General features: G+C 72.8%; 9 protein-coding genes and 1 pseudogene. 5 read left to right on the forward strand and 5 right to left on the reverse strand.

Annotation, left to right across the window (positions count from 1 at the left end):
* Nucleotides 1-135: 135 nt before the first annotated feature.
* The 5 genes and pseudogenes from ACFYUS_RS34780 to ACFYUS_RS34800 form a co-directional block, all read right to left on the reverse strand.
* The gene (locus tag ACFYUS_RS34780) at nt 136-1119 is read right to left on the reverse strand and encodes a GNAT family N-acetyltransferase (RefSeq protein WP_388861664.1); all 984 of its coding nucleotides are present in this window, start codon (nt 1117-1119) and stop codon (nt 136-138) included.
* A 36-nt stretch (nt 1120-1155) separates the two neighbouring features.
* A pseudogene (locus tag ACFYUS_RS34785) lies at nt 1156-1389 on the reverse strand (IS256 family transposase); the annotation flags it as partial.
* Nucleotides 1390-1408: 19 nt separating this feature from the next.
* The gene (locus ACFYUS_RS34790; RefSeq protein ID WP_388861505.1) at nt 1409-1942 is read right to left on the reverse strand and encodes an alpha/beta fold hydrolase; all 534 of its coding nucleotides are present in this window, start codon (nt 1940-1942) and stop codon (nt 1409-1411) included.
* A gap of 185 nt (nt 1943-2127) precedes the next feature.
* Nucleotides 2128-2616, reverse strand: coding sequence for an SRPBCC family protein (locus ACFYUS_RS34795; protein ID WP_388861507.1), 489 nt, complete (start codon nt 2614-2616; stop codon nt 2128-2130).
* 119 nt (nt 2617-2735) lie between these two features.
* On the reverse strand, nt 2736-5528 hold the full coding sequence (locus ACFYUS_RS34800; protein WP_388861509.1) for a helix-turn-helix transcriptional regulator: 2793 nt from the start codon (nt 5526-5528) through the stop codon (nt 2736-2738).
* Between the two features lie 440 nt (nt 5529-5968).
* On the opposite strand from ACFYUS_RS34800, the gene ACFYUS_RS34805 reads away from it, so the two are divergent.
* The 5 genes from ACFYUS_RS34805 to ACFYUS_RS34825 all read left to right on the forward strand — a co-directional run bounded on the left by ACFYUS_RS34805 (nt 5969) and on the right by ACFYUS_RS34825 (nt 18911).
* Nucleotides 5969-8905 carry a helix-turn-helix transcriptional regulator gene (locus ACFYUS_RS34805; protein ID WP_388861511.1) on the forward strand — a complete coding sequence of 979 codons (2937 nt, stop codon included), beginning with the start codon at nt 5969-5971 and terminating at the stop codon, nt 8903-8905.
* 335 nt (nt 8906-9240) lie between these two features.
* Complete coding sequence (locus tag ACFYUS_RS34810; protein ID WP_388861513.1) at nt 9241-12912, forward strand: S8 family serine peptidase; 3672 nt, start codon at nt 9241-9243, stop codon at nt 12910-12912.
* 32 nt (nt 12913-12944) lie between these two features.
* Entirely contained in the window at nt 12945-13553 is a 609-nt protein-coding gene (locus ACFYUS_RS34815; protein WP_388861515.1) for a hypothetical protein, read from the forward strand.
* Between the two features lie 115 nt (nt 13554-13668).
* Complete coding sequence (locus ACFYUS_RS34820) at nt 13669-15936, forward strand: ATP-binding protein (protein ID WP_388861517.1); 2268 nt, start codon at nt 13669-13671, stop codon at nt 15934-15936.
* Between the two features lie 254 nt (nt 15937-16190).
* Nucleotides 16191-18911 (forward strand): AAA family ATPase, encoded by a 2721-nt coding sequence (locus tag ACFYUS_RS34825; RefSeq protein WP_388861519.1) that lies wholly within the window; start codon nt 16191-16193, stop codon nt 18909-18911.
* Nucleotides 18912-18914 lie beyond the last annotated feature (3 nt).

The raw sequence follows: 18914 nt of genomic DNA on the forward strand, positions 1-18914 counted from the left end.
CATCATGCGTCAGCGTGAGGTTGGAAAAGGAGCGGAGGTGCGGGCGCATGAGGTCGGTTCTGCGATGACGGCGATGTCCGGGTGGAGGCATTGTCAAATTCTGTGGACTGACCAGACAGTCCGACGGCCGGTCGATCAAGGAAGTGGCTTGCGGTAACGGACGTACTCGTTCTGCCGCCGGAACCCCACACTCTCGTAAAGGTCGTAGGAGCGGTGCGGGTTCGCCGTGCCCGTGAACAGCCGGGCGGTCGTCGCGCCCTGCTCGCGAAGGCTCCGCAGCCCGTCCAGCAGCAGGGCCCGGCCGATTCCGAGGCGTCGCTGGTCCGTTCGGACGCTCAGCTCTTCCACCTCGCCCACGGTGTGGTCGTGACGGCGTAGGGAGCAGAGGGCGACGCCGATCATGTCCTGCCCGTTCCAGGCAGCCCTCCAGCACGCAGGGTCGGCGGTGTCGACGAAGTTCTGGAAAGGCCATCTCTGAGTGAAGCCGGTGTCCGCATACGAATCGACGACCGTCCTCCAGGCCGCACGGTAGTGGCTTGTCCCGATCGGCCCTGTCCGTATCCCGGGCGGCAGTTCGCTGTCCGGCTCGGGCACCTGCCGCAGATCGCCCAGCTCCAGTTCGACCAGGCTGAAGACACGTCGGTAGCCGGCTGCGCGCAGAAGTGCCGTGGCGTCCTGCTCGGAGGACATGGCGTTCGCGCCGATCACCGCCGTCCGCGCCGTTCCGTGCTGTTCGACGAGTTGGCGGATCCGCTCCTCGGCCCAGCTCAGCATGGCTGAGCCGATGCCCTGGCCGCGGTGCTCGGGCAAGAGGTAGCCGCGGTGCAGGTACAGCCACGTGTCGTCCCGCTCTTGCCACCACCGGATCGTCGAGTAGCCGACGGTGCTCCCGTCGAGCACCACCAGGATCTGGTTCTCGGACGGCTCCTCCAACTCGGCAGAGGCTTCGGCGATCTCGGCCGCTGTCGGGAGCCCTTCCACAACCGAATGGACATCGACCCGGTCCCGTTCCACACACCCCAGCCGCACCGCGGCCATGGCGCCGTGGTCTTCGTCGCCGCGATACGGCCGGAACCCGAAGCCGACCGGAAGGTCCTGTCCTGCCGTGCCTTCCCACATGACCGGATGTTCTCGAACTTCGAGGCAGGTCCGCCACCCTCTTCGCGCCGCGGTCGTCTGCGGCCGTTCCACGAGTCGGCCGTGTTCGAAGCGGGACCCGGCGCGGACGAGGGCAACGAGGTGGGGCGCATTCACGGCGCGCCGGCGGGCCTGGGCGGACTCGACGAGCTTGAAGACCATCGCCAGGGCGGCGGCCCGGGATCCGGCACCCGTGGTGACCTTGGTCCGCAGACGGACGGTCGCGAAGGTCGACTCGATGGGGTTGGTCGTCGGCCATCGCGATCAGCTCCTAGGTTCCGTCCGCGCGCACGCCCATGACGACCAGGCGGCGCCCTTGGCATCGCCGGACCAGGACGACGGCGCCTGGCTGGTTCACGGAGACGAGGAGCTCGAACCGCGACTCGCTCCTGCGCGCAGCGCGGATCGCCGTACGCCGGGGAGTGAGGTACGAGCGCGATGGCGATGGGCGTACGCATCGGCCCCTCCCGTCCCGACGACTACGCCCGGCTGCCGCACGAGGCCGACCGCGGCCCGTCCCGGGGCATCGCCGCCGCGGTCCACCTGTGGAGCGCCACGGCCGGCGGGGACGACGGTGCCGCTGGGCCTCGGCGGCGGGCATGTACGCGGTGACGTATCCCAGGTGCCGGAACAGACGGGGGTGCTGCTCCGCCGCCCTGCTCAGTACCGCACCGCCCATGCTGTGGGCGACCGCGACGACCGGTGCCCCGCGGCCTGCCCGCCTGGCCTGCTCGGCGAGCAGAGTGGCCGTAGCGTCGAGATCGATGTGCGCGATCGGTGATCTCTCGGACGCGAAGTACGCCATCGCCGAACGCGTGGCGGAGCTGCTCCGGGGCTGAACGCATCTGCCGCTCCTGGGGTCCCACCTCGGGAGCGGCTGCTCAACGGTGTGCTCGTTTGTGAAACCTCCTACGGGCCGCCTGAACGGCCGACCCGGTCACGCGAGGGCCCGCCGGTGTACGTCCGCGAACCCGTGCCACCTGGCAGCGGCTAACCGGCGACCTTGCCGGGGGCGTTCTCCGACAGCCGCTTGAGCTGAGCCAGCCACAGGACGTGCAGGCGGCGGGCCCACACGGGGGCCAGCGCGTCGAGGGACTTGGCGGCTGGGCCGCGTACGACGTTCTCGGTCACCACATGGGTGCCGTTGTCGACCGGGGTGAGCAGCCAGGCCTGGTACAGCTGCAGACCGGCGCCTACGCCGGACCAGCCCAGACGTGTGGGAGGAACCCGCTCTCCGACGAAGATTTCGAACCGGTGTCCGTGGAATCGGACTTCGAACGTGTCCTCGAGAGTTCCCGAGTGTGTTCCGGTGACGCCCGGAACCCAGTCCGGCCACCGCGACACGTCGGTGAGCAGGTGGAAGGCCGCGGTGGGCGGGGCGTGCACGAACACTTCCGCCCGACAGAAGCTGTGGGCGTGGGCCGGTGAGAAACCGGACGGCCAGTGGATGTCCGGATGGCTGTCCGAGGCGCCGAGCATCAGGCTCCCCTTTCGTGGTGCCTGACGGGGAAGGGCAACACCAGGATCACTGTGCCCGGAGGCTCCGAGGCCGGCATACGTCGAATGACTGGGCCGGCGGGGCCGAGCCGACGTGCGGCTCAGCCGTCCTCAGGGGCGACGTCGAGCTCCGCGAGCACGTCCCGGAGCGCGGCCCGGGAGGTGATGCCCAGTTTCGGATAGATCTGGTAGAGATGCGTGCCGATGGTCCGGTGTGACAGGAACAGCCGCTCGGCGATCTGCTTGTTGGTCAGGCCGGTCGCGGCGAGGGTGGCGATCTGCAGCTCTTGTGCGGTCAGCCCTGCGGGTTTTCCCCTGGCGGCCGCCGGCGCGGGCTGCCCGCTCGCCCGCAGCTCGGCCGCCGTACGCGTCACCCATGGCTGCGCGCCCAGCTGCTGAAAGCCCCTCAGCGCGAGGGTGAGCTGTTCCCGGGCCTCTGTCGTGGCACGCTGCCGCCGCAGGCGTTCACCGTGAAAGAGGCGTACCCGCGCGGCGTCGAAGGGCCAGCGATCGGGGCTGGGCAGGGACAGCGCCCGCTCGAAGAGGGCCACGGACTCGTCGGCGGGCGCCGTCATCGCCTCGCCCGCCAGCACGAGCAGCTCGAGGCGGGGCGACAGCTCCGCCATGGCGGAGGCTCGCATCGCTGTCGCGTGAGCCGTGGCCTCCGCCTCCCGACCGGTGCGGACGGCCGCCTCGACCATGTCCAGCGCACTCCACATGGCGATCGGGAGGTAGGGCGCCACGGTTCCGGGCGGGTTGAGCGTGCAGGCGTGCTGGTAGGCCGTCTGGAAATCGCCGCCGCCCAGCGCGGCCAGTGTCCTGGCCTGCGCGGCGAAGAAGCGTGCACCGTGGGCACCACGGGGTGTCGCCCAGCGGATGACCTCCTCGCACAGCGCGTCACTGGCCTCCGTGTCGCCGCGCACGCCGGCCACGGTCGCCTTGATGTAGTGGAAGTACCACGCGAAGAACCGGTAGTCGTGGTTCTCGCACAGGTCCAGCCCCTCGTCGGCGAACTGGTCTGCCTCGTCCCAGCGGCCCAGGTGGAAGTAGTCCAGACCGAGGTGCATCAGTGCGCCCAGGTGCCGGCGCACGGGCGCCCTGCCCGCGCGGCCCTGCTCGGCCAGCTGGCGGGTGGCCCACCGGAAATCCCCGAGGCGGTCCGGGAAGACCGACGCGGTGCCCACCCGGATGACGTGGGTGGGCTCCTCTCCCACGGTGGCGATCAGCTTCTCCAGCCGGGGCAGCGCGGCGGCGCCGGTGCGCGCCGGGTCGGCGAAGGTCTGGGTGGTCACCCAGAGCAGCTCCGGCGGCTCGGGGGTCAGCCGCTCCACGAAGGTCAGGAGCGGCTGCCACAGATGGGGTTCGCCGCCGTACCAGCACAGCAGGACCAGAAGGTGCAGTGCCTCGACGAGCGCGTCGTCCGAGGCGTCCCAGCCGTGATCCCCGTCCTCGATCGCGCCGACCAGGAGCCGGTGCGCGGTGTAGACGTCACCGTCCCGGTTGAGCAGCAGGAACGCGGACGCCGCCGCCGCGTGCAGGGACTGCTGTCCGGTCGTGGGATGCACGAGCCGGGCGTCGGCGAGCAGCCGCGAAGCGTCCTCCAGCTCACCGGCGGAGTCCGCGCCGACATAGGCCGCCTTGGCCAGCCTGCGGCTCTCGTCGGCCTTGGCGGGACTGAGCCCGGCCGCACGGGCCAGCGCCGCCACCGCGCCGAGCGCGTCCCCGCGCCGCAGCCGGCGGTGGGCCGCTTCCTCCAGCAGGGCGGCGACGCCTTCGTTCGGACCGACGGTGGCCTCGCCCAGATGCCACGCGCGGCGCTCCGGCCGGCTCTCGAGCACGTCGGCCAGTGCCTGGTGCGCCCGTCTGCGCTCTGCCGCCGTCGCCAGCTCCACCACCGCGGCGCCGATGAGCGGATGCCGGAAGGACAACCGCCGGCCGTTGGCCGAAACCGTCACCAGCCGGTTGCGCTCGGCGAGGGCCAGGTCGTCGTCGGTGTCCCGCCCCGCCGCCGCGTTGATCGCGGCCATGTCGCCCGTACCGTCCAGGGCGGCGATGAGCAGCAGCTCCCGGCCGGCGGCTGACAGCGTGGCCACCCGCGAGGCGAAGACCGCCTGGAGCCGTTGGCTCAGGGGCAGCACGGCGGGTACCGCTGCCAGCGTCGTGCGCTGCTCGGCGGAGAGCGCCGACGGCAACTCCATCAGCGCCAGCGGGTTCCCGCGCGCCTCGGAGACTATGCGGCGCCGCACCGCGGGGGAGACGCCGGGGTGGGCGAGGGCGAGCAGCTCGGCGGACGACGCCTCGTCGAGCGGTTCGAGCCGGTGCTCCGGCAGACCACTCGACTCGAAGAAGCTCTCGGAGCCGTCCCGGGAGGCCGCGAGGAACCCGATGCGGCTGCCGACGAGCCGCCGGGCGACGAAACCGAGCACGGCATTGGTCGCCCGGTCCAGCCACGGCAGGTCGTCGATGACGATCAGCAGAGGCGCGCGGGCGGAGACCAGCCGCAGCAGCAACAGGGCCGCGGTAGAGGTCAGCAGGCGGTCGGGAGGCGGGCCGGTACCGATGCCGACCGCGACGCGCAGGGCGTCCCGGTGGACGGTGTCCAGCACGTCGAAGTCGTCGAAGAGGGGGACGAGGAGCTGGTTGAGACCGGCGTAGGCGATGTCCGCCTCGAACTGCACGCCCTTCGCCCGCAGCACGCGGACCCCGTGCTGCGCGGCGCCCCGCGCCACCGCGTCCAGGACCGTCGTCTTGCCCACCCCGGCCTCGCCCGAAAGGAGCAGGGACGCCCCTTGGACCCAGGAGTCGGCGAAGAACGACTGAATGTACGCCAGATCCTCGTCCCGTCCGACCAGACGGGTCGACGCCGGATAGACCCTCGCACCCAGGTCGTTCATCGTGCTGCCTCCATCGGCTGACGCACCGGGGGCCCGGTGTACTGTGCCGACCTGGCTGATCACGCCTGCTTCCGGCTCCTTCGCGCACCATGCAATCACCCGTACGCGAGTGACGTCCAGATTGCACCCTCGCCGCTCCGCCCCGGCCCGTGCCCGTCGCGGTCGAGGACCGCCCGGCACCGGACGGCCCGTTCGGCGTCCGGCCGGATCGCCGTGCGAGGCGGGCGGTTGCGGCGTCCGGCCCGGAGGACGCGGCCGCCCCGCGACAACTGCTCCGTGCGGTCTCGCGGCGGTGTCCCGTACCTGCGGTGATGTCCCCTCAAGTGTGTCCGGACCGCCGGCCCGGGGTGTGAGCTGCCGTCACGTGTGCACACATCGATGACGCCGCCCCACACGTCGTCTAAAGTCGGCGTGGCGTACTGGCGGTCGGCTGACGGGACATGACGATGCTCGCAGACACCCCCACCGGCGGCCGGCTTCCAGCGCTGTCCGCGCCGCGGTTCGTCGGCCGGGAACGTGACCTGGACACCCTCGGATCCGCGCTCGGACACACCCGCGCGGTCGTCCTGATCGAGGGCGAGGCGGGCATCGGCAAGACCCGGCTGCTGCGTGAGTTCCTGGCATCCCGGGCCGAGCAGGGGCGGCGTGCTCTGGTCGGCGCCTGCCTGGAACTGCGGGTGCCGTACACCCTCGGGGCCGTGGTGGACGCGGTGCGCGACGGTGTGGAGGACGTCGCCGCGCTGGGCCTGAGCGGACTGGCGGGGGCGTTGCGGCCGCTGTTCCCCGAGTGGGCCGGTGAACTGCCTCCGGCTCCGGAGACGTTGGAGGACGCCACCGCTGCCCGGCACCGGCTGTTCCGGGCGTTCACGGAGGTCCTCGGCCGGCTCGACGTGGATGTCCTCGCGCTGGAGGACGTCCACTGGGCCGACGAGGCGACGCTCGAGTTCCTGCTCTTCCTGGTCTCCCGCCGACCGCAGCCGGTCAGTGTGGTGCTGACGTTCCGGCGGGACGAGATACCGCCGGATTCCCTGCTGTTGCGGCTGTCCTCCCGGCTTCCCTCCGAGGCCCGTCCCGTCCGACTCACCCTGGGACCGCTGGATGTCGGCGAGACCGCCCCGTTCGTCTCGTCGATGCTGGCCGGTGGGCATGTGTCGAGGGAGTTCGCGGACTTTCTGCACACCCGTACCGAAGGCGTCCCCCTGGCGATGGAGGAATCGGTGCGGCTGATGCACGACCGGGCCGATCTGATCCACAGGGACGGAGGGTGGGCACGGCGTCGCCTGGACCGCATCGAGGTCCCGCCGACCATCCGCGACGCCATGCTCGAACGTGTCCAGCGGCTGCGGCCCGACTCCCGCGCCGTACCCTTCGCGGTGTCCGTGCTGTCCGGTCCGGCCGACCACGCGACGCTGCGCGCCGTCACCGGTCTGCCCGAGGAGCGGTTCGCGGAGCAGTTGGCGGCGGCGCTCGGCTGCGGCCTGCTGCGCGAGGAACGGCCCGGGCAATGGTCGTTCCGGCACTCGCTGGCGTGCCATGCCGTGTACGACGTCATCCCGGCCGCCGAACGGCGTGCCATGCACCTCCGGGCGGGCCGGGCACTGGAGCGGTGGCCGCTGCCGCCCGTGGCACAGCTGGCCCGGCACTTCCGGCTGGCCGGCGACGCCGAGGCCGCGTGCCGGTACACCGAGGAGGCGGCCGACCTCTGTGTCCGGTCCGGCGACGTGGCCACGTCGGCGCTCCTCATCCACAGCCTCGTCGCCACCGTCCCGCTGCCCGCGGCCGCCCTGGTACGGCTGGTGACGAAGCTCCAGTTCCAGGCCCTGCCCGGCTCCGACCCGCACTCGGCGATCGTCGCATCGCTGCGCTCGGCTCTCGGCAGCCAGACCCTGACGCCGGTCGAGCAGGCGTCGGTCCGCTTCCAGACCGGCCGCGTGCTCATGGCGGCGGGGGAGATCGAGGAGGGCCGCCGCGAGATTCTCGCCGCGGTGCCCCACCTGGCGCCGGGATCCCCGGAGACGGCACGCGCCCGGATCCTGCTGGCCCTGCCCCTGGGCGACGCGCGGCCGGTCTCGGAGCACCTCCGGTGGCTGCGGGAGGTGCCGCCGGCGACGCGGGCGATGGGTTCCCTCGACCGGCTGCACCTGTCCGTGGACCGCGCGTTCGCCCTGCTGGCGCTGGGGGAGGAGGCCGGATGGGACGCCGCCCGGGAGATCCCGGACGACGTGCCGGCTCCCGGGGCGGCGTCCTTCGTCACGGCGGGCCACACGAACATCGGCGAGGAGGCGATGCGGTGGGGCCGGTACGAAGAGGCCCGGGCACGACTGGCCAAGGCGCGTGACCTCGCCGAGCGCCACCGCCTCTCCGACTACCTCGACAGCATCGCCTCCTCCAGGGCCCACCTCGACTGGTTCACCGGTGCCTGGAAGGGCCTCGCCGAGCGGGCGGCCCGCCTGGTCGACGACGACCACGGGGTACGGCAGAAGGACCGGTGCGAGGCGGCGCTCGTGGCGGGCCTGCTGGAGGCCGCGGCCGGAGACCGGGACGCGGCGAGGCACCGGCTGCGCTTCGCCGGACGGGACGACCAGCAACGCGTCGAAGCCGCCGCCGCGCTGGCCAGGCTGTCCCTGCACGACGGAGACGTCGACGAGGCGCTCCGCGTCACCGACCAGCCCGCGGGGACCGCGGTCGGGGGCGGTCTGTGGTCCCGAGCCGTCGACTTCGTCCCGGCACGAGCCATGGCCCTGGCCGCGGCCGGCCGGCTCGGTCAGGCCACGGCCGTGGTGACCGTCTTCGGAGAGGCGCTGGGCGACAGGGACGCTCCGGCACCCCAGGCATCCCTGCTCCTGTGCCGCGCGATCCTGGCCGAAGCCGGGGGACGCCTCGCGGACGCCGCCGCGTTGTTCACCCGGGCCGCCGCCGCGTGGGAGGCGCTGCCGCGCCCGTACGACGCTCTGCTCGCCCGGGAGCGCGCCGCCCGCTGTCTCCTCGCGGACGGCCGGGAGGAGACGGCGCTGCCGCTGTTGTCCGGCATCGGGCGGGAACTGTCCGAACTCGGCGCCGGCAACGACGCCGATCGGATCAAGCGGTTCCTCGCCGCGCGGCACGAAGGAGCGCCCACGACGACCCGTGGCCGGGGACGTCCCGGCTACGGAAACCGCCTCTCGCCGCGTGAACGGGTGGTCGCCCGGCTGCTGGTCGAAGGCCTGACCAACCGGCAGATCGCCGACGCGCTCGTGGTGTCGGCGCAGACCGTAGCCAGCCAGGTGCGATCGGCGATGCGCAAACTGGACGTGACCTCGCGCACCGCGCTCGCGGTCAAGGTCGTCGAGGCGGGCTTCGTCGGCGAGCCGAGCCCACGGCGCTCCGGCGACGAGTGAATTCCGCGCACCGGCCGGCAGTCGAAGAAAAGCCGGGCGAGTGAGCGGCGGGATTAAATCCCGCATCTGACCGATCGTGCCGGCGGCCGGCCCGATCGCAGACTCGTCGTCATGCCGCCCCCCGACCCACACGCGCCTTCGCCCGAAGGCGCCCCGTCCGCGACCGGGCATGCCCCCCGGGGCCGACCGGAGCCGTCGTCGACGCCACCGGACCCGGCGGACGCCGCCCCCTCGGACGACGCGGGGGCCGATGCCGACGACATCGGCGAGTACGAACCGCTCTAGGCCGAACTCCTCCCACTTTCCCCGTCATTCCTCGCACAGGAGACCGATCGATGAGGCCAAGTGCACGACAGCGCACCGGCAGACGCCGGGGCGCGGTGGCCGTAGGGCTGACCGTCCTCGGCATGCTCGTGTCGACGACGGCGTCCCACGCCGTCGAGCAACCGTCGCCCTCCGGCGGCGCGCAGAAGCCGACCGGCGGCGCGCAGAAGAAGAAGGCGACGGCGACCGCCGACGCCGACCTGGCACGGGTCGTCTCCGCGTCCGGCGGATCCGTTCCGGTCACGCTGGTCACCGGTGACAAGGTGCGCATCGGCGTCGACGACGACGGCAAGCCGGTCGTCCGCGACACCAGGAGCGCGCGGCGGCCCGACGGGCTGCCCGCCGTGTTCCACACCCTCACCCGCCAGGGCAGGCTGTACGTCGTACCCGACGACGCCCTCGCGCTGGTCGGCAAGGGACTGCTCGACTGGAGCCTGTTCGACGTGAGCCAACTGGTGAGGCTCGTCGCGGCCGGCAAGGACACCACGGTGCCCGTGCTCGTCACCTACACGGACACGGCCGGAGCCGCTGCCAGGACGCGGCAGATCGCCGGGGCGTCCGGCGGGAGGGCACTTCCGAGCATCGACGGCCGCTCGATGAACATCGCCGACAGCGGACGGTGGTGGCAGGAGGTACGGGGCAAGGAGGCCGCCACCGCGACCGCCGCCCGGTCCGCCGGCTCCCTGGCCGGGGTCGAGAAGGTCTGGCTCAACGGCCTGGCCCGGATCGACCTCGACCGGTCGGTGCCGCAGATCGGCGCGCCCGTCGCCTGGGAACGCGGATACGACGGCACGGGCGTGACCGTCGCGGTCCTCGACACCGGTATCGACGCCACCCATCCGGACGTGGCCGGGAGCATCGTCGGACAGCGCGACTTCACCGGCAGCCCGGCCGGCGCCAAGGACGGGCACGGGCACGGCACCCACGTGGCGTCCACGGTCCTGGGCAGCGGCGCCGCGTCCAAGGGCCTGCGCAAGGGCGTCGCACCCGGTGCCGAACTCCTGGTGGGCAAGGTCTGCGACGACAGCGGGCAGTGCCCCGAGGACGAGATCATCGCCGGCATGGAGTGGGCCGCCCGGTCGGGAGCCAAGGTCGTCAACCTGAGCCTGGGCGGTGACCCCACCGACGGCACGGACCCGCTGAGCCAGGCCCTCAACGACCTCAGCCGCAGCACCGGCACCCTGTTCGTGGTCGCGGCGGGCAACTCCGGTCTCTTCCCCGAGAAGGTCGTCAGCCCGGGTTCCGCCGACGACGCCCTGACCGTGGCGGCCGTCGACGCGTTCGGCGAGATGGCGAACTTCTCCAACCGCGGACCCCGCGTCGGGGACGGTGCCGCCAAGCCCGACATCGCGGCTCCCGGCGTCGGCATCGTCGCGGCACGCGCCGCCGGCACGACCATGGGCGCACCGGTGGACCCGTACTACACCGCCTCCGACGGGACCTCGATGGCGACGCCCCACGTGGCCGGCGCCGCGGCCGTCATCGCCCAACAGAACCCGGAGCTGACCGGCCGGCAGATCAAGGCGCGGCTGATGGACACCGCCACCGACCTCGGGCACGACCTGTACGCCCAGGGAACCGGCCGGGTGGACCTCGCGGCCGCGACCGACCCGCGGATCGTCCCCAAGGGCAACCTGAACTTCGGCCGCCTGCCCCACCCGCAGTCGCCGACGACGAGGAAGATCACGTACACCAACCGCAGCGACAGGGCGATCACCCTGCACCTCACGATGCCCGTCTCCTTCGCCGACGGACGGCCCGCCCCCGCGGGCATGTTCACCCTCGGCACGGACAAGGTGGTCGTCCCCGCCGGCGGGTCCGCGGAGGTGCCGGTGACCCTCGACGCGGGCGTGCTCGGCGCCGAGGACGCCCACGGCACCTACAACGGGCTGGTCAGCGCCCGTGACGAGGCGGGCGGCATACGGCTGGGTTCGGTCGTCCACGCCTTCGTGGAAGCCGAGAGGTTCCCGCTCACCCTCAAGGTCGTCACCCCGGCGGACACCACCGACGTGCGCTACGGAACCGCCACGTTCACCCCGGTCGACGACCAGGTGTACCTGCACGCGGGCCCGGTCGCCGAGACCGGCGCCGGCACCGTGACCAGGCAGCTCTTCCGCGGCACCTACGCGGTGCAGATACCGGTCGACTGGCGCGACGGTTCCGGTGCGTGGCAGCACGCCCAGCCGATCGCCCCGGAGGTCGTGCTCACCAAGGCGACCACGGTCACCCTGGACCTGCGCAAGGCCAAGCCGCTGAGCGTGCGGTACCCGGAGGCCACCGAGACCTACTCGGCGGGCGACTACGTGATGCGGGTCTCGGCGACCGGGGAGTGGACGGCGGGCACGTCGGTCAACCACGACTACGACGCCGGCGAGCCGAACTGGTGGGTGCTGCCCACGGAGAAGGTCCGACTGGGCACCTTCACCCACGACTTCTACAGCTCGGGGACCACTCCCGTCGTCACCATGCGCACCACGGGCGGCGGCGCCCCCACCGGCCTGTCCCCGCGCTACGGGAGCCCGGACGCCGCGGTGAGCGAGACGCAGGCATGGCTGGGCGACGACGGCGACCCGGTCTTCCGCGAGGCCGCGATCACGGTCCCCCGGCTGCCGCTCAAGGGACGCCTGCGGGTGGTCCACGCCGGCACCGGCACCGCTGCCGAACTCGCGAAGGCGGACGTCCGGGGCAAGCTCGTCCTGCTGACCCCGACCGACATCTGCCAGGACACCTGCGACTTCCCCAGGCTCCGGGACGAGCGGGTCGCGGCCGCTGCCACCGCCGGCGCCGTCGGAGTGCTGGTCGCGGCACCCGGCCTCACCTCGCTGGGCGGTCCCGGAGAGCTCGACCAGTGCCCGGACGGGCCGCAGAGCTGCCCGGACATCCGGTCGTACGCCGCTCTGCCCGTCGTGACGGTGCCTCATGCCGAGGCCGAAGACCTGATCAAGCGGCTCGGGGCCGACCGGGCGCACGTGGAGATCCGTCTCGGCGGCAGCGAAGTGCCGAGGGCGTACGCCGCCAGGTACCACGACGAGGGGCAGATCCGGCCGAACGCCTACCGCGTCGAGAAGGACGACCTCGACCGGGTCGACCTCCACTTCCACGCGGCCCGGCCCGGAGTCGTCCACCAGCTGAGCTGGACGCAGTCGCTCCGGGCCGCCCCCCACGCCTCCCCGGTGGCCCTGCCGCACCCGTCCACGCGACGGAGCGTGACCGCCTTCGTCAAGCGGCAGGACGACGCGATCAGCAGGTTCACCGCCTCCTGGGCCGAGACGACCGGGGCGTACTCCTTCCTGGCGCACAACCGCTCCGAGTCGAACGACCTGATCCTCACCGGCCGGAACTCCCTCCACGTGAACGCGGGACCCTCCGTGCCGGGGGCCGTGCCCCAGGTGCGGACCGAGTCCGGCTTCACCGTCGGGGCCGGACCGTGCGCGGGATGCCGGCAGGGCGACGTCTTCTACCCGACCGTCTACCTGACCGGAAGCGGCGGCGGCCGCCAGGCTCTGATCGGCATCGTCGGCAACGAACTCCTCACCACCGGGTTCGCCGACATCCCGACGTGCGGGCCGACCGTCTCGCCGACCTTGCCGAACCTCGACCACACCTGCGCCTTCAAGCTGCTCGACGCATCGGGTCGGGAGATCGAGAGCCGCACGGAGCCCCTGCCCGACGAGAACCGGTGACGGCGTCCGAATCCATTGAGGAGACCCCCACGATGACCAACCGTGTGCCTTCGGCGCGACGCCGCAGAGCGACCCTCATGCTGTGCGCGGCCGCGGCGATGCTGACATCGGCCGGCTGCAAGAGCGGTGACCTCGTCTCCTACGACCTGCCGGCGAAGCCGGCCCGGTACACGTTCGAGACGAAGACCGACGACTCCAGGACGGTCTGGGAGTACACCTCCGCCGAAGCGACCAAGGCCGACGCGCCCCGGCAGAGCCCGTGCATGGGCGAGGTGCTCGGCACCAACAAGGCGGCCTGCCGACCCGAGCCGCTGATCTTCCTGCGCTACGACTTCGGCCTGGCCCTGGACAACACGGCCAAGGCGGGGGAGCAGCACGAGATCACCGTCACCGGCTACTACCAGCCACGCCTCACCGAGCCGCCCAGGGTGACCTCCCTGAAGGCGGAGACCACCTTCGACGGGGGCCGCACCTGGCACCCGGCGGCGACGAGAGCCACAGGAAGGAACACGTTCACCACGACGGTCGGGAACCCCCGGCGGGACCAGACCGCCCAGGGCGTCGGGCTGAGGATCAGCGCCACCGACAGCCAGGGCAACACCGTCCGCCAGACCATCCCCACGGCGTACACCCTGCGCTGACGACGGCCGCCCCGCGCGGCCCACAGGACGGGGCGAGACCGGGTCTCGCCCCGTCCCGCCGTCCCCCTCCTTGCTTTAATGAGCGTTCCAGAACGGAAAGCGCCGGGGGGCGGGTGTGGGCAGGACCGAGTTCGGGCGTCTGCTGCGGGAGGCACGGCAGCGCTCGCTGCTGACGCTGGAGAGCCTCGCGGAGGCGTCCGGGGTGAGCGTCCGGGCGATCAGCGACATGGAGCGCGGACAGAGCCTGCCACGGCAGGCCACGCTGAGCGAGTTGATGGACGCCCTGGAGCTCGACGAGGACGAGCGGCGACGGTTCCTCGAGGCGTCCGTGCTCCGCGCCGAAGGCCCGGCCGGTCGGGTGCCGCGACAGCTCCCGCCCGATCTCGCGGTGTTCCGCGGCCGCACGCGAGCACTGGAGACCGTGCGAGAGCTCACCTCCCGGATCGCCGACCGGGGCGGACACGTGGTCGTCTCGGCGATCGGCGGGATGGCGGGGGTGGGCAAGACGGCCTTCGCCGTGCACTGGGCGCATCACGTCGCCGACCGGTTCCCCGACGGACAGCTCTATGTGAACCTGCGTGGCTTCGAGGACGCCGCACATCCCCTGGATCCGGCAGAGGCCCTGGGCGGATTCCTCCGTGCCCTCGGGGTGTCCGACGACGACATTCCTCGCGGCACCGAGAAGCGCGGCGCCCTCTTCCGGGAGCGGACCGCGTCCCGGAGGCTCATCGTCGTCCTCGACAACGCACGCGACGAGGAGCAGGTCAGGCCACTGCTCCCGGCCTCGACCGGGTGCCTGACCATCATCACCTCGCGCAGCCGCCTGGCCGACCTGGCCACGAGGGAAGGCGCACAGCTGGTCGGCCTCGACGTGTGGACCCGCGAGGAGGCGCTGGCCGCGCTCTCCGCACGCATCGGCGAGGACCGCTGCCGGACGGACCCGAAAGCCGCCGCCCGACTGGTGGAGCTGTGCGGACACCTGCCACTGGCGGTCGCGATCGTCGCGGCGCAGCTGAGCGCGATGCCGCAGCTCCCCCTGCGCGTGGCGGTACGGGACCTGCGGGGGGCCGCACCGCTGCTGGACGCGCTGTCGGCCGGGGCCCGGCGCAGCGACGTCCGGACCGTGTTCTCCTGGTCGTACCGGGCCCTTCCGCCGGAGACGGCCCTTCTCTTCCGGCACCTGGCCCTGCACCCCGGCCCGTCGGTGTCGGCCGCGGCCGCGGCCTCCCTCGCGGGGATCGGCGTACCGGAAGCCCGGCGGCATCTGCGCCGGCTGGCTTCGGCGAATCTGCTGTCGCGGGACGCGGAGGGCAGGTACGTCCTGCACGACCTGGTGAGGGTCTACGGCGTCGAACTCGTCGAGGCCGAGCAGGACGACGGTCTGGGCGCCCGCACCCGACTGCTGGACTATCTGCGCCACAACGCCCAGGCGGCCAACCGTTTCCTCGGGATCACCGTGGCGGACGAGGACGTTCCATTGGCCGACGGGGCGGTGAGCGTCCCGCTCGGCACCCGTGAGGAGGCGCTGGCCTGGTTCCGTCAGGAGGAGGCGACCGTCTCGTCGGCCCTGCGTTCCATGGACGATCCGCGGCTGCTGCGGTTCCGCATGACCCTCACGCGGGACTGGGTGAGCTACTACTCGCTCATGGGCCGCTGGAGCGAGGAGATCGCCGCCAAGCGGATCGGTCTGGACGCCGCCGTGCGGTTGGACGACCCGGCGGCCGTCATCCAGAACGCCTCGCACCTCGCCCGTGCCCTGGCGGAGACGGGGCAGGCCGCCGACGCGGACCGGCACGTCGAGCTGATGCTCGGGCAGCTGCACCGGCTCGGCCCCGTGGAGCGCGCGGTCACCGAACGGACGGTGGGATGGGTCCGCGGCCGGCAGAAGCGCCATGACGAGGCCCTGCACCACGCCCGCAACGCGCTGGAGATCTTCCGCGCGCTGGGAGACGACCGGGCCGCGGCCCGTGAGATGAACGCGGTGGGCTGGTACCTCGCACTGCTCGGCCGGTACGAGGAGACGATCGAGCTGTGCGAGGAGGCCATCCCGCTGCTGCGGCGGGACGAGAACCTCCGTATCGAGGCGGCCGCCTGGGACACCATGGGCTATGCCCGGCATCGCCTCGGCGACCTCGGCGGCGCCATCGCCGACTATCAGGAGTCCCTGCGGGTCTATGGAGAGGCCTTCGACGACTACAACCGGGCCGAGGTGCTCGAACACCTCGCGTCGGCCCAGCAGGAGCAGGGCTCCCGTGACGACGCACGGGCGAGCTGGCTGCGGGCAGCCGAGCTCCTGAGCACGATCGGCAGCCCGCACGCGGCTCGGATGCGGGCCAACGCGGAGGCGCTGGACGCTTCCGGAGCATCCTCGGAACAGGCCTGACCTCACCTTTCGCGGGCGCGGCACGTCACGCCCGCACCCCTCGGCCACCCGCGGCTCCTCCCCGCGGAAGGCAAGCTGCATGCGAACTGCCTGGCCCCGCGGATCCCGCTCCAGTGGGATGGAGGGCGACAGGAGAGCGCCGGCCCCGGCCCGGCGGGAACGCTCGCCTGGGAACAGGGGCAGCGATGAACAACACGCGGACCAGGCTCTCCCGCCGCACCGGAGGTGAGACGGGGAACCCTTCGTTGTCGCTGGTGGTTCCGCTCCCTCAGCAGGCGGCGGACACCGGGATCGTCGGTCGCGAGGCCGAACTGCGGGTGCTGCGGGACCTCCTGCTCGCGGCCACGGTGCACGGGGCGACCCGGGTGGTGCGCGGTCACGCCGGCTCGGGCAAGTCGGCGCTGCTCGGGACAGCGGTCCAGGCCGCGGCCACCGCCGGCCTGCGGGTGCTGCGCGGCGCGGGCATCCGGGGCGGGAAGCCGTCCGACCTCTCCGGGCTGCGGCAGATCGTCTGGCCGGTACTGGGTCCGACGGGCAGGTCCTCGAGCGGTGGGCGGCCCGATGCGCTGGAGATGCTGCTCGTCGACGGCACTCCGCCCCCGGCCGACCGCTCACGGCTGGCGTTCTCCGTCCTGGAGATGCTGGAGACGGTCGGTGCGGAGCAGCCCCTGCTCGTCGCGGTGGACGACTGGGACGCGCTGGACGAGCCCAGCCGCGAGGTGCTGTCCTTCGTGGCCCGCCGGACCACCGGCCTCCGGATGGCCTTGCTGATGACCGCGCGACCGCACCGCACCCGCCTGGCACCCCTGGACGGCCTCCCGGAACTGCGGCTCGGCCCGCTCACGCCCGACCACTCCGCCCGCCTGCTGGCGGCCCGGCGTCCGGGCCTGGACGCCCAGGCCGTGCGCGAACTGCTGGCGACCGCCGCCGGCAACCCCCTGGCACTGCTCGAACTCCCGGCCCGCTCCGAGGACTCGTCGCCCTACGTCCCGGTCTCCTCCGACCGACTGGCCGCCACCATGGCGCCGGGCGCCGCACGCCTGCCGACGGGAACCCAGGACCTGCTGCTCGTGGCCGCCCTGCACCCGGCGGGCGACCTGCCCCTGCTGCTGTCGGCCGCGTCACGGATCGACGGAACCGAACTGGGTTTCACCACGCTGGAACCCGCCGAGCGCGAGGGCCTGGTGGAGTTCGACGGAATGCGGCTGCTCTTCGGCCACCCCACGACAGCGGGTGCGATCGTCCACGGCACCGACCCGCGGCGCATCCGTACCGCGCACGCCGCCCTGGCGGACGTGCTGGCGGACGGTTCGGTGCGCATGCTGTGGCACCTCTCCCAGAGCGTCGAGGGACACGCTCCGGACCTGGCCGGCCGCCTCGAATCCGCGCACCGGCACGCGCTGGAGCAGTGTGAGCCGTTCATGGCCGTACGGCTCCTGCGGCGTGCCGCCGAGCTGCACTCGACGCCCGAGGACCAGGGACGCTGCGCCTTGCGGACCGCCCAGCTCGCCCACTCCCTCGGCCTGGAGCGCATGACCCGGACCATGGCGCACCGCGCACTGAGCAGGCCACTGGGCCCCCTGGGCGTGCTGTGCGCCGAGGCGCTGGCACGGACCGGAGGCACGCCGCTTCCGGTCGACCCCGCCGCATGGCCCGAACCCGATGGCCCGGACGAACAGGTGGACGGGCTGGAGCTGGCCCGGATCACAGCGCCCGCCCTCGCGGGCGATGACACACGGGCCGAGGCGCTGCTCGCCTTCCTGGACGGGATGCCGGACCGCGCGGACGACCCGCGGCTGTTGCTGGCCATGGCCACCGTCGGCCCGGTCCGCCGGGCCGCGACGGTCCTCGCGGGCGTCCACGCGGCCCGGAACCTGGCGGACCTGCCCGTACGCGACCTCCAGTACCTGGGCGAGGCGGCACTGGCGGCCGGCGACCCCCTGCGCGCCGTGGACCTGTACCGACAGGCCGAACGCCGCCACCGCTTCCACGACGCGCTCGACCAGCTGCCCCCCGTACTGCTGAGGCAGGGCCTGGCGCACCTGGCCACGGGCGACTGGGGACAGGGCAGCCACGCACTGCGGCGGTGCGTGGTCCTGGCCGAAGCCCACGGCCAGGACCACCACGCGGCGGCGGCCCGTCTGCTGGAGGACCTGCTCCGAGCACTGCGTACCGGCGGTACGGTCCCGCCCGGCACCGTACGAGAACGGGCGGCCGCACGGCGCTCGGTCCGCACGATCGACGCGGTTCTGGCCGTCGGCGCGGCCCGCGCGCAGGTGGAGAACGGGGACTTCGAGGCCGCCTTTCCCACGCTGTCGGCTCTCCTGGGCCGTCCGAAGGTCAGCGCGGCGGCCATGTTCGCGCTGGTGGCGTTCGCGGAGGCCGCCGAGGCCGCGAACGCCACCGCGGAGGCGCGGACCGTGCTCGACCGGCTCGAGAAGCGTCTGGGCGCGGAGTGCGCCCCCGACGTGACCGCCCGCTTCACGGTGGCGCGGGCCATCCTCGCGGACGACCACGACGAAGAGGAGCTGTTCGAGCGGGCGTTCGCCCAGGACCTGTCCGGCCGGCTCTTCCTGGAAGCGCCGCTGCGGCTGGCCCACGGACGGCGCATGCGACGCCGACGGCGGTTCGCCGACTCCCGGACGGTCCTGCGGCAGGCGGCGGCCACCTTCACGATGATGGGTGCCGAGGCACGGGTCGCGCAGATCGCCGCGGAACTGCGCGCCTCCGGCGAACGGCCGGAGACCGGCGGCGCGGGCGGGGCCGACCACACCGCACCGCGCGACCTGCTCACCCCGCAGGAACTGCGCATCGCCGAACTGGCCGGCAGCGGCCGGTCCAACCGGGAGATCGGCGACCTCCTCGGTCTTTCGCCGAGGACCATCGGGGCGTACCTCTACCGCATCTTCCCCCGGCTCGGCGTGACGGCGCGGGCGCAGCTCACCGAGGTCCTGCGGGAGCACCGGCCGGTCTGAGAC

The organism is Streptomyces sp. NPDC004284, assembly GCF_042874035.1.
In the GTDB taxonomy this organism is placed as follows: domain Bacteria; phylum Actinomycetota; class Actinomycetes; order Streptomycetales; family Streptomycetaceae; genus Streptomyces.

Coding starts and splice junctions, on each gene's coding strand:
- ACFYUS_RS34780 (WP_388861664.1), bottom strand. CDS start 1,119: ATGTGGGAAGGCACGGCAGGACAGGACCTTCCGGTCGGCTTCGGGTTC.
- ACFYUS_RS34790 (WP_388861505.1), bottom strand. CDS start 1,942: ATGGCGTACTTCGCGTCCGAGAGATCACCGATCGCGCACATCGATCTC.
- ACFYUS_RS34795 (WP_388861507.1), bottom strand. CDS start 2,616: ATGCTCGGCGCCTCGGACAGCCATCCGGACATCCACTGGCCGTCCGGT.
- ACFYUS_RS34800 (WP_388861509.1), bottom strand. CDS start 5,528: ATGAACGACCTGGGTGCGAGGGTCTATCCGGCGTCGACCCGTCTGGTC.
- ACFYUS_RS34805 (WP_388861511.1), top strand. CDS start 5,969: ATGACGATGCTCGCAGACACCCCCACCGGCGGCCGGCTTCCAGCGCTG.
- ACFYUS_RS34810 (WP_388861513.1), top strand. CDS start 9,241: ATGAGGCCAAGTGCACGACAGCGCACCGGCAGACGCCGGGGCGCGGTG.
- ACFYUS_RS34815 (WP_388861515.1), top strand. CDS start 12,945: ATGACCAACCGTGTGCCTTCGGCGCGACGCCGCAGAGCGACCCTCATG.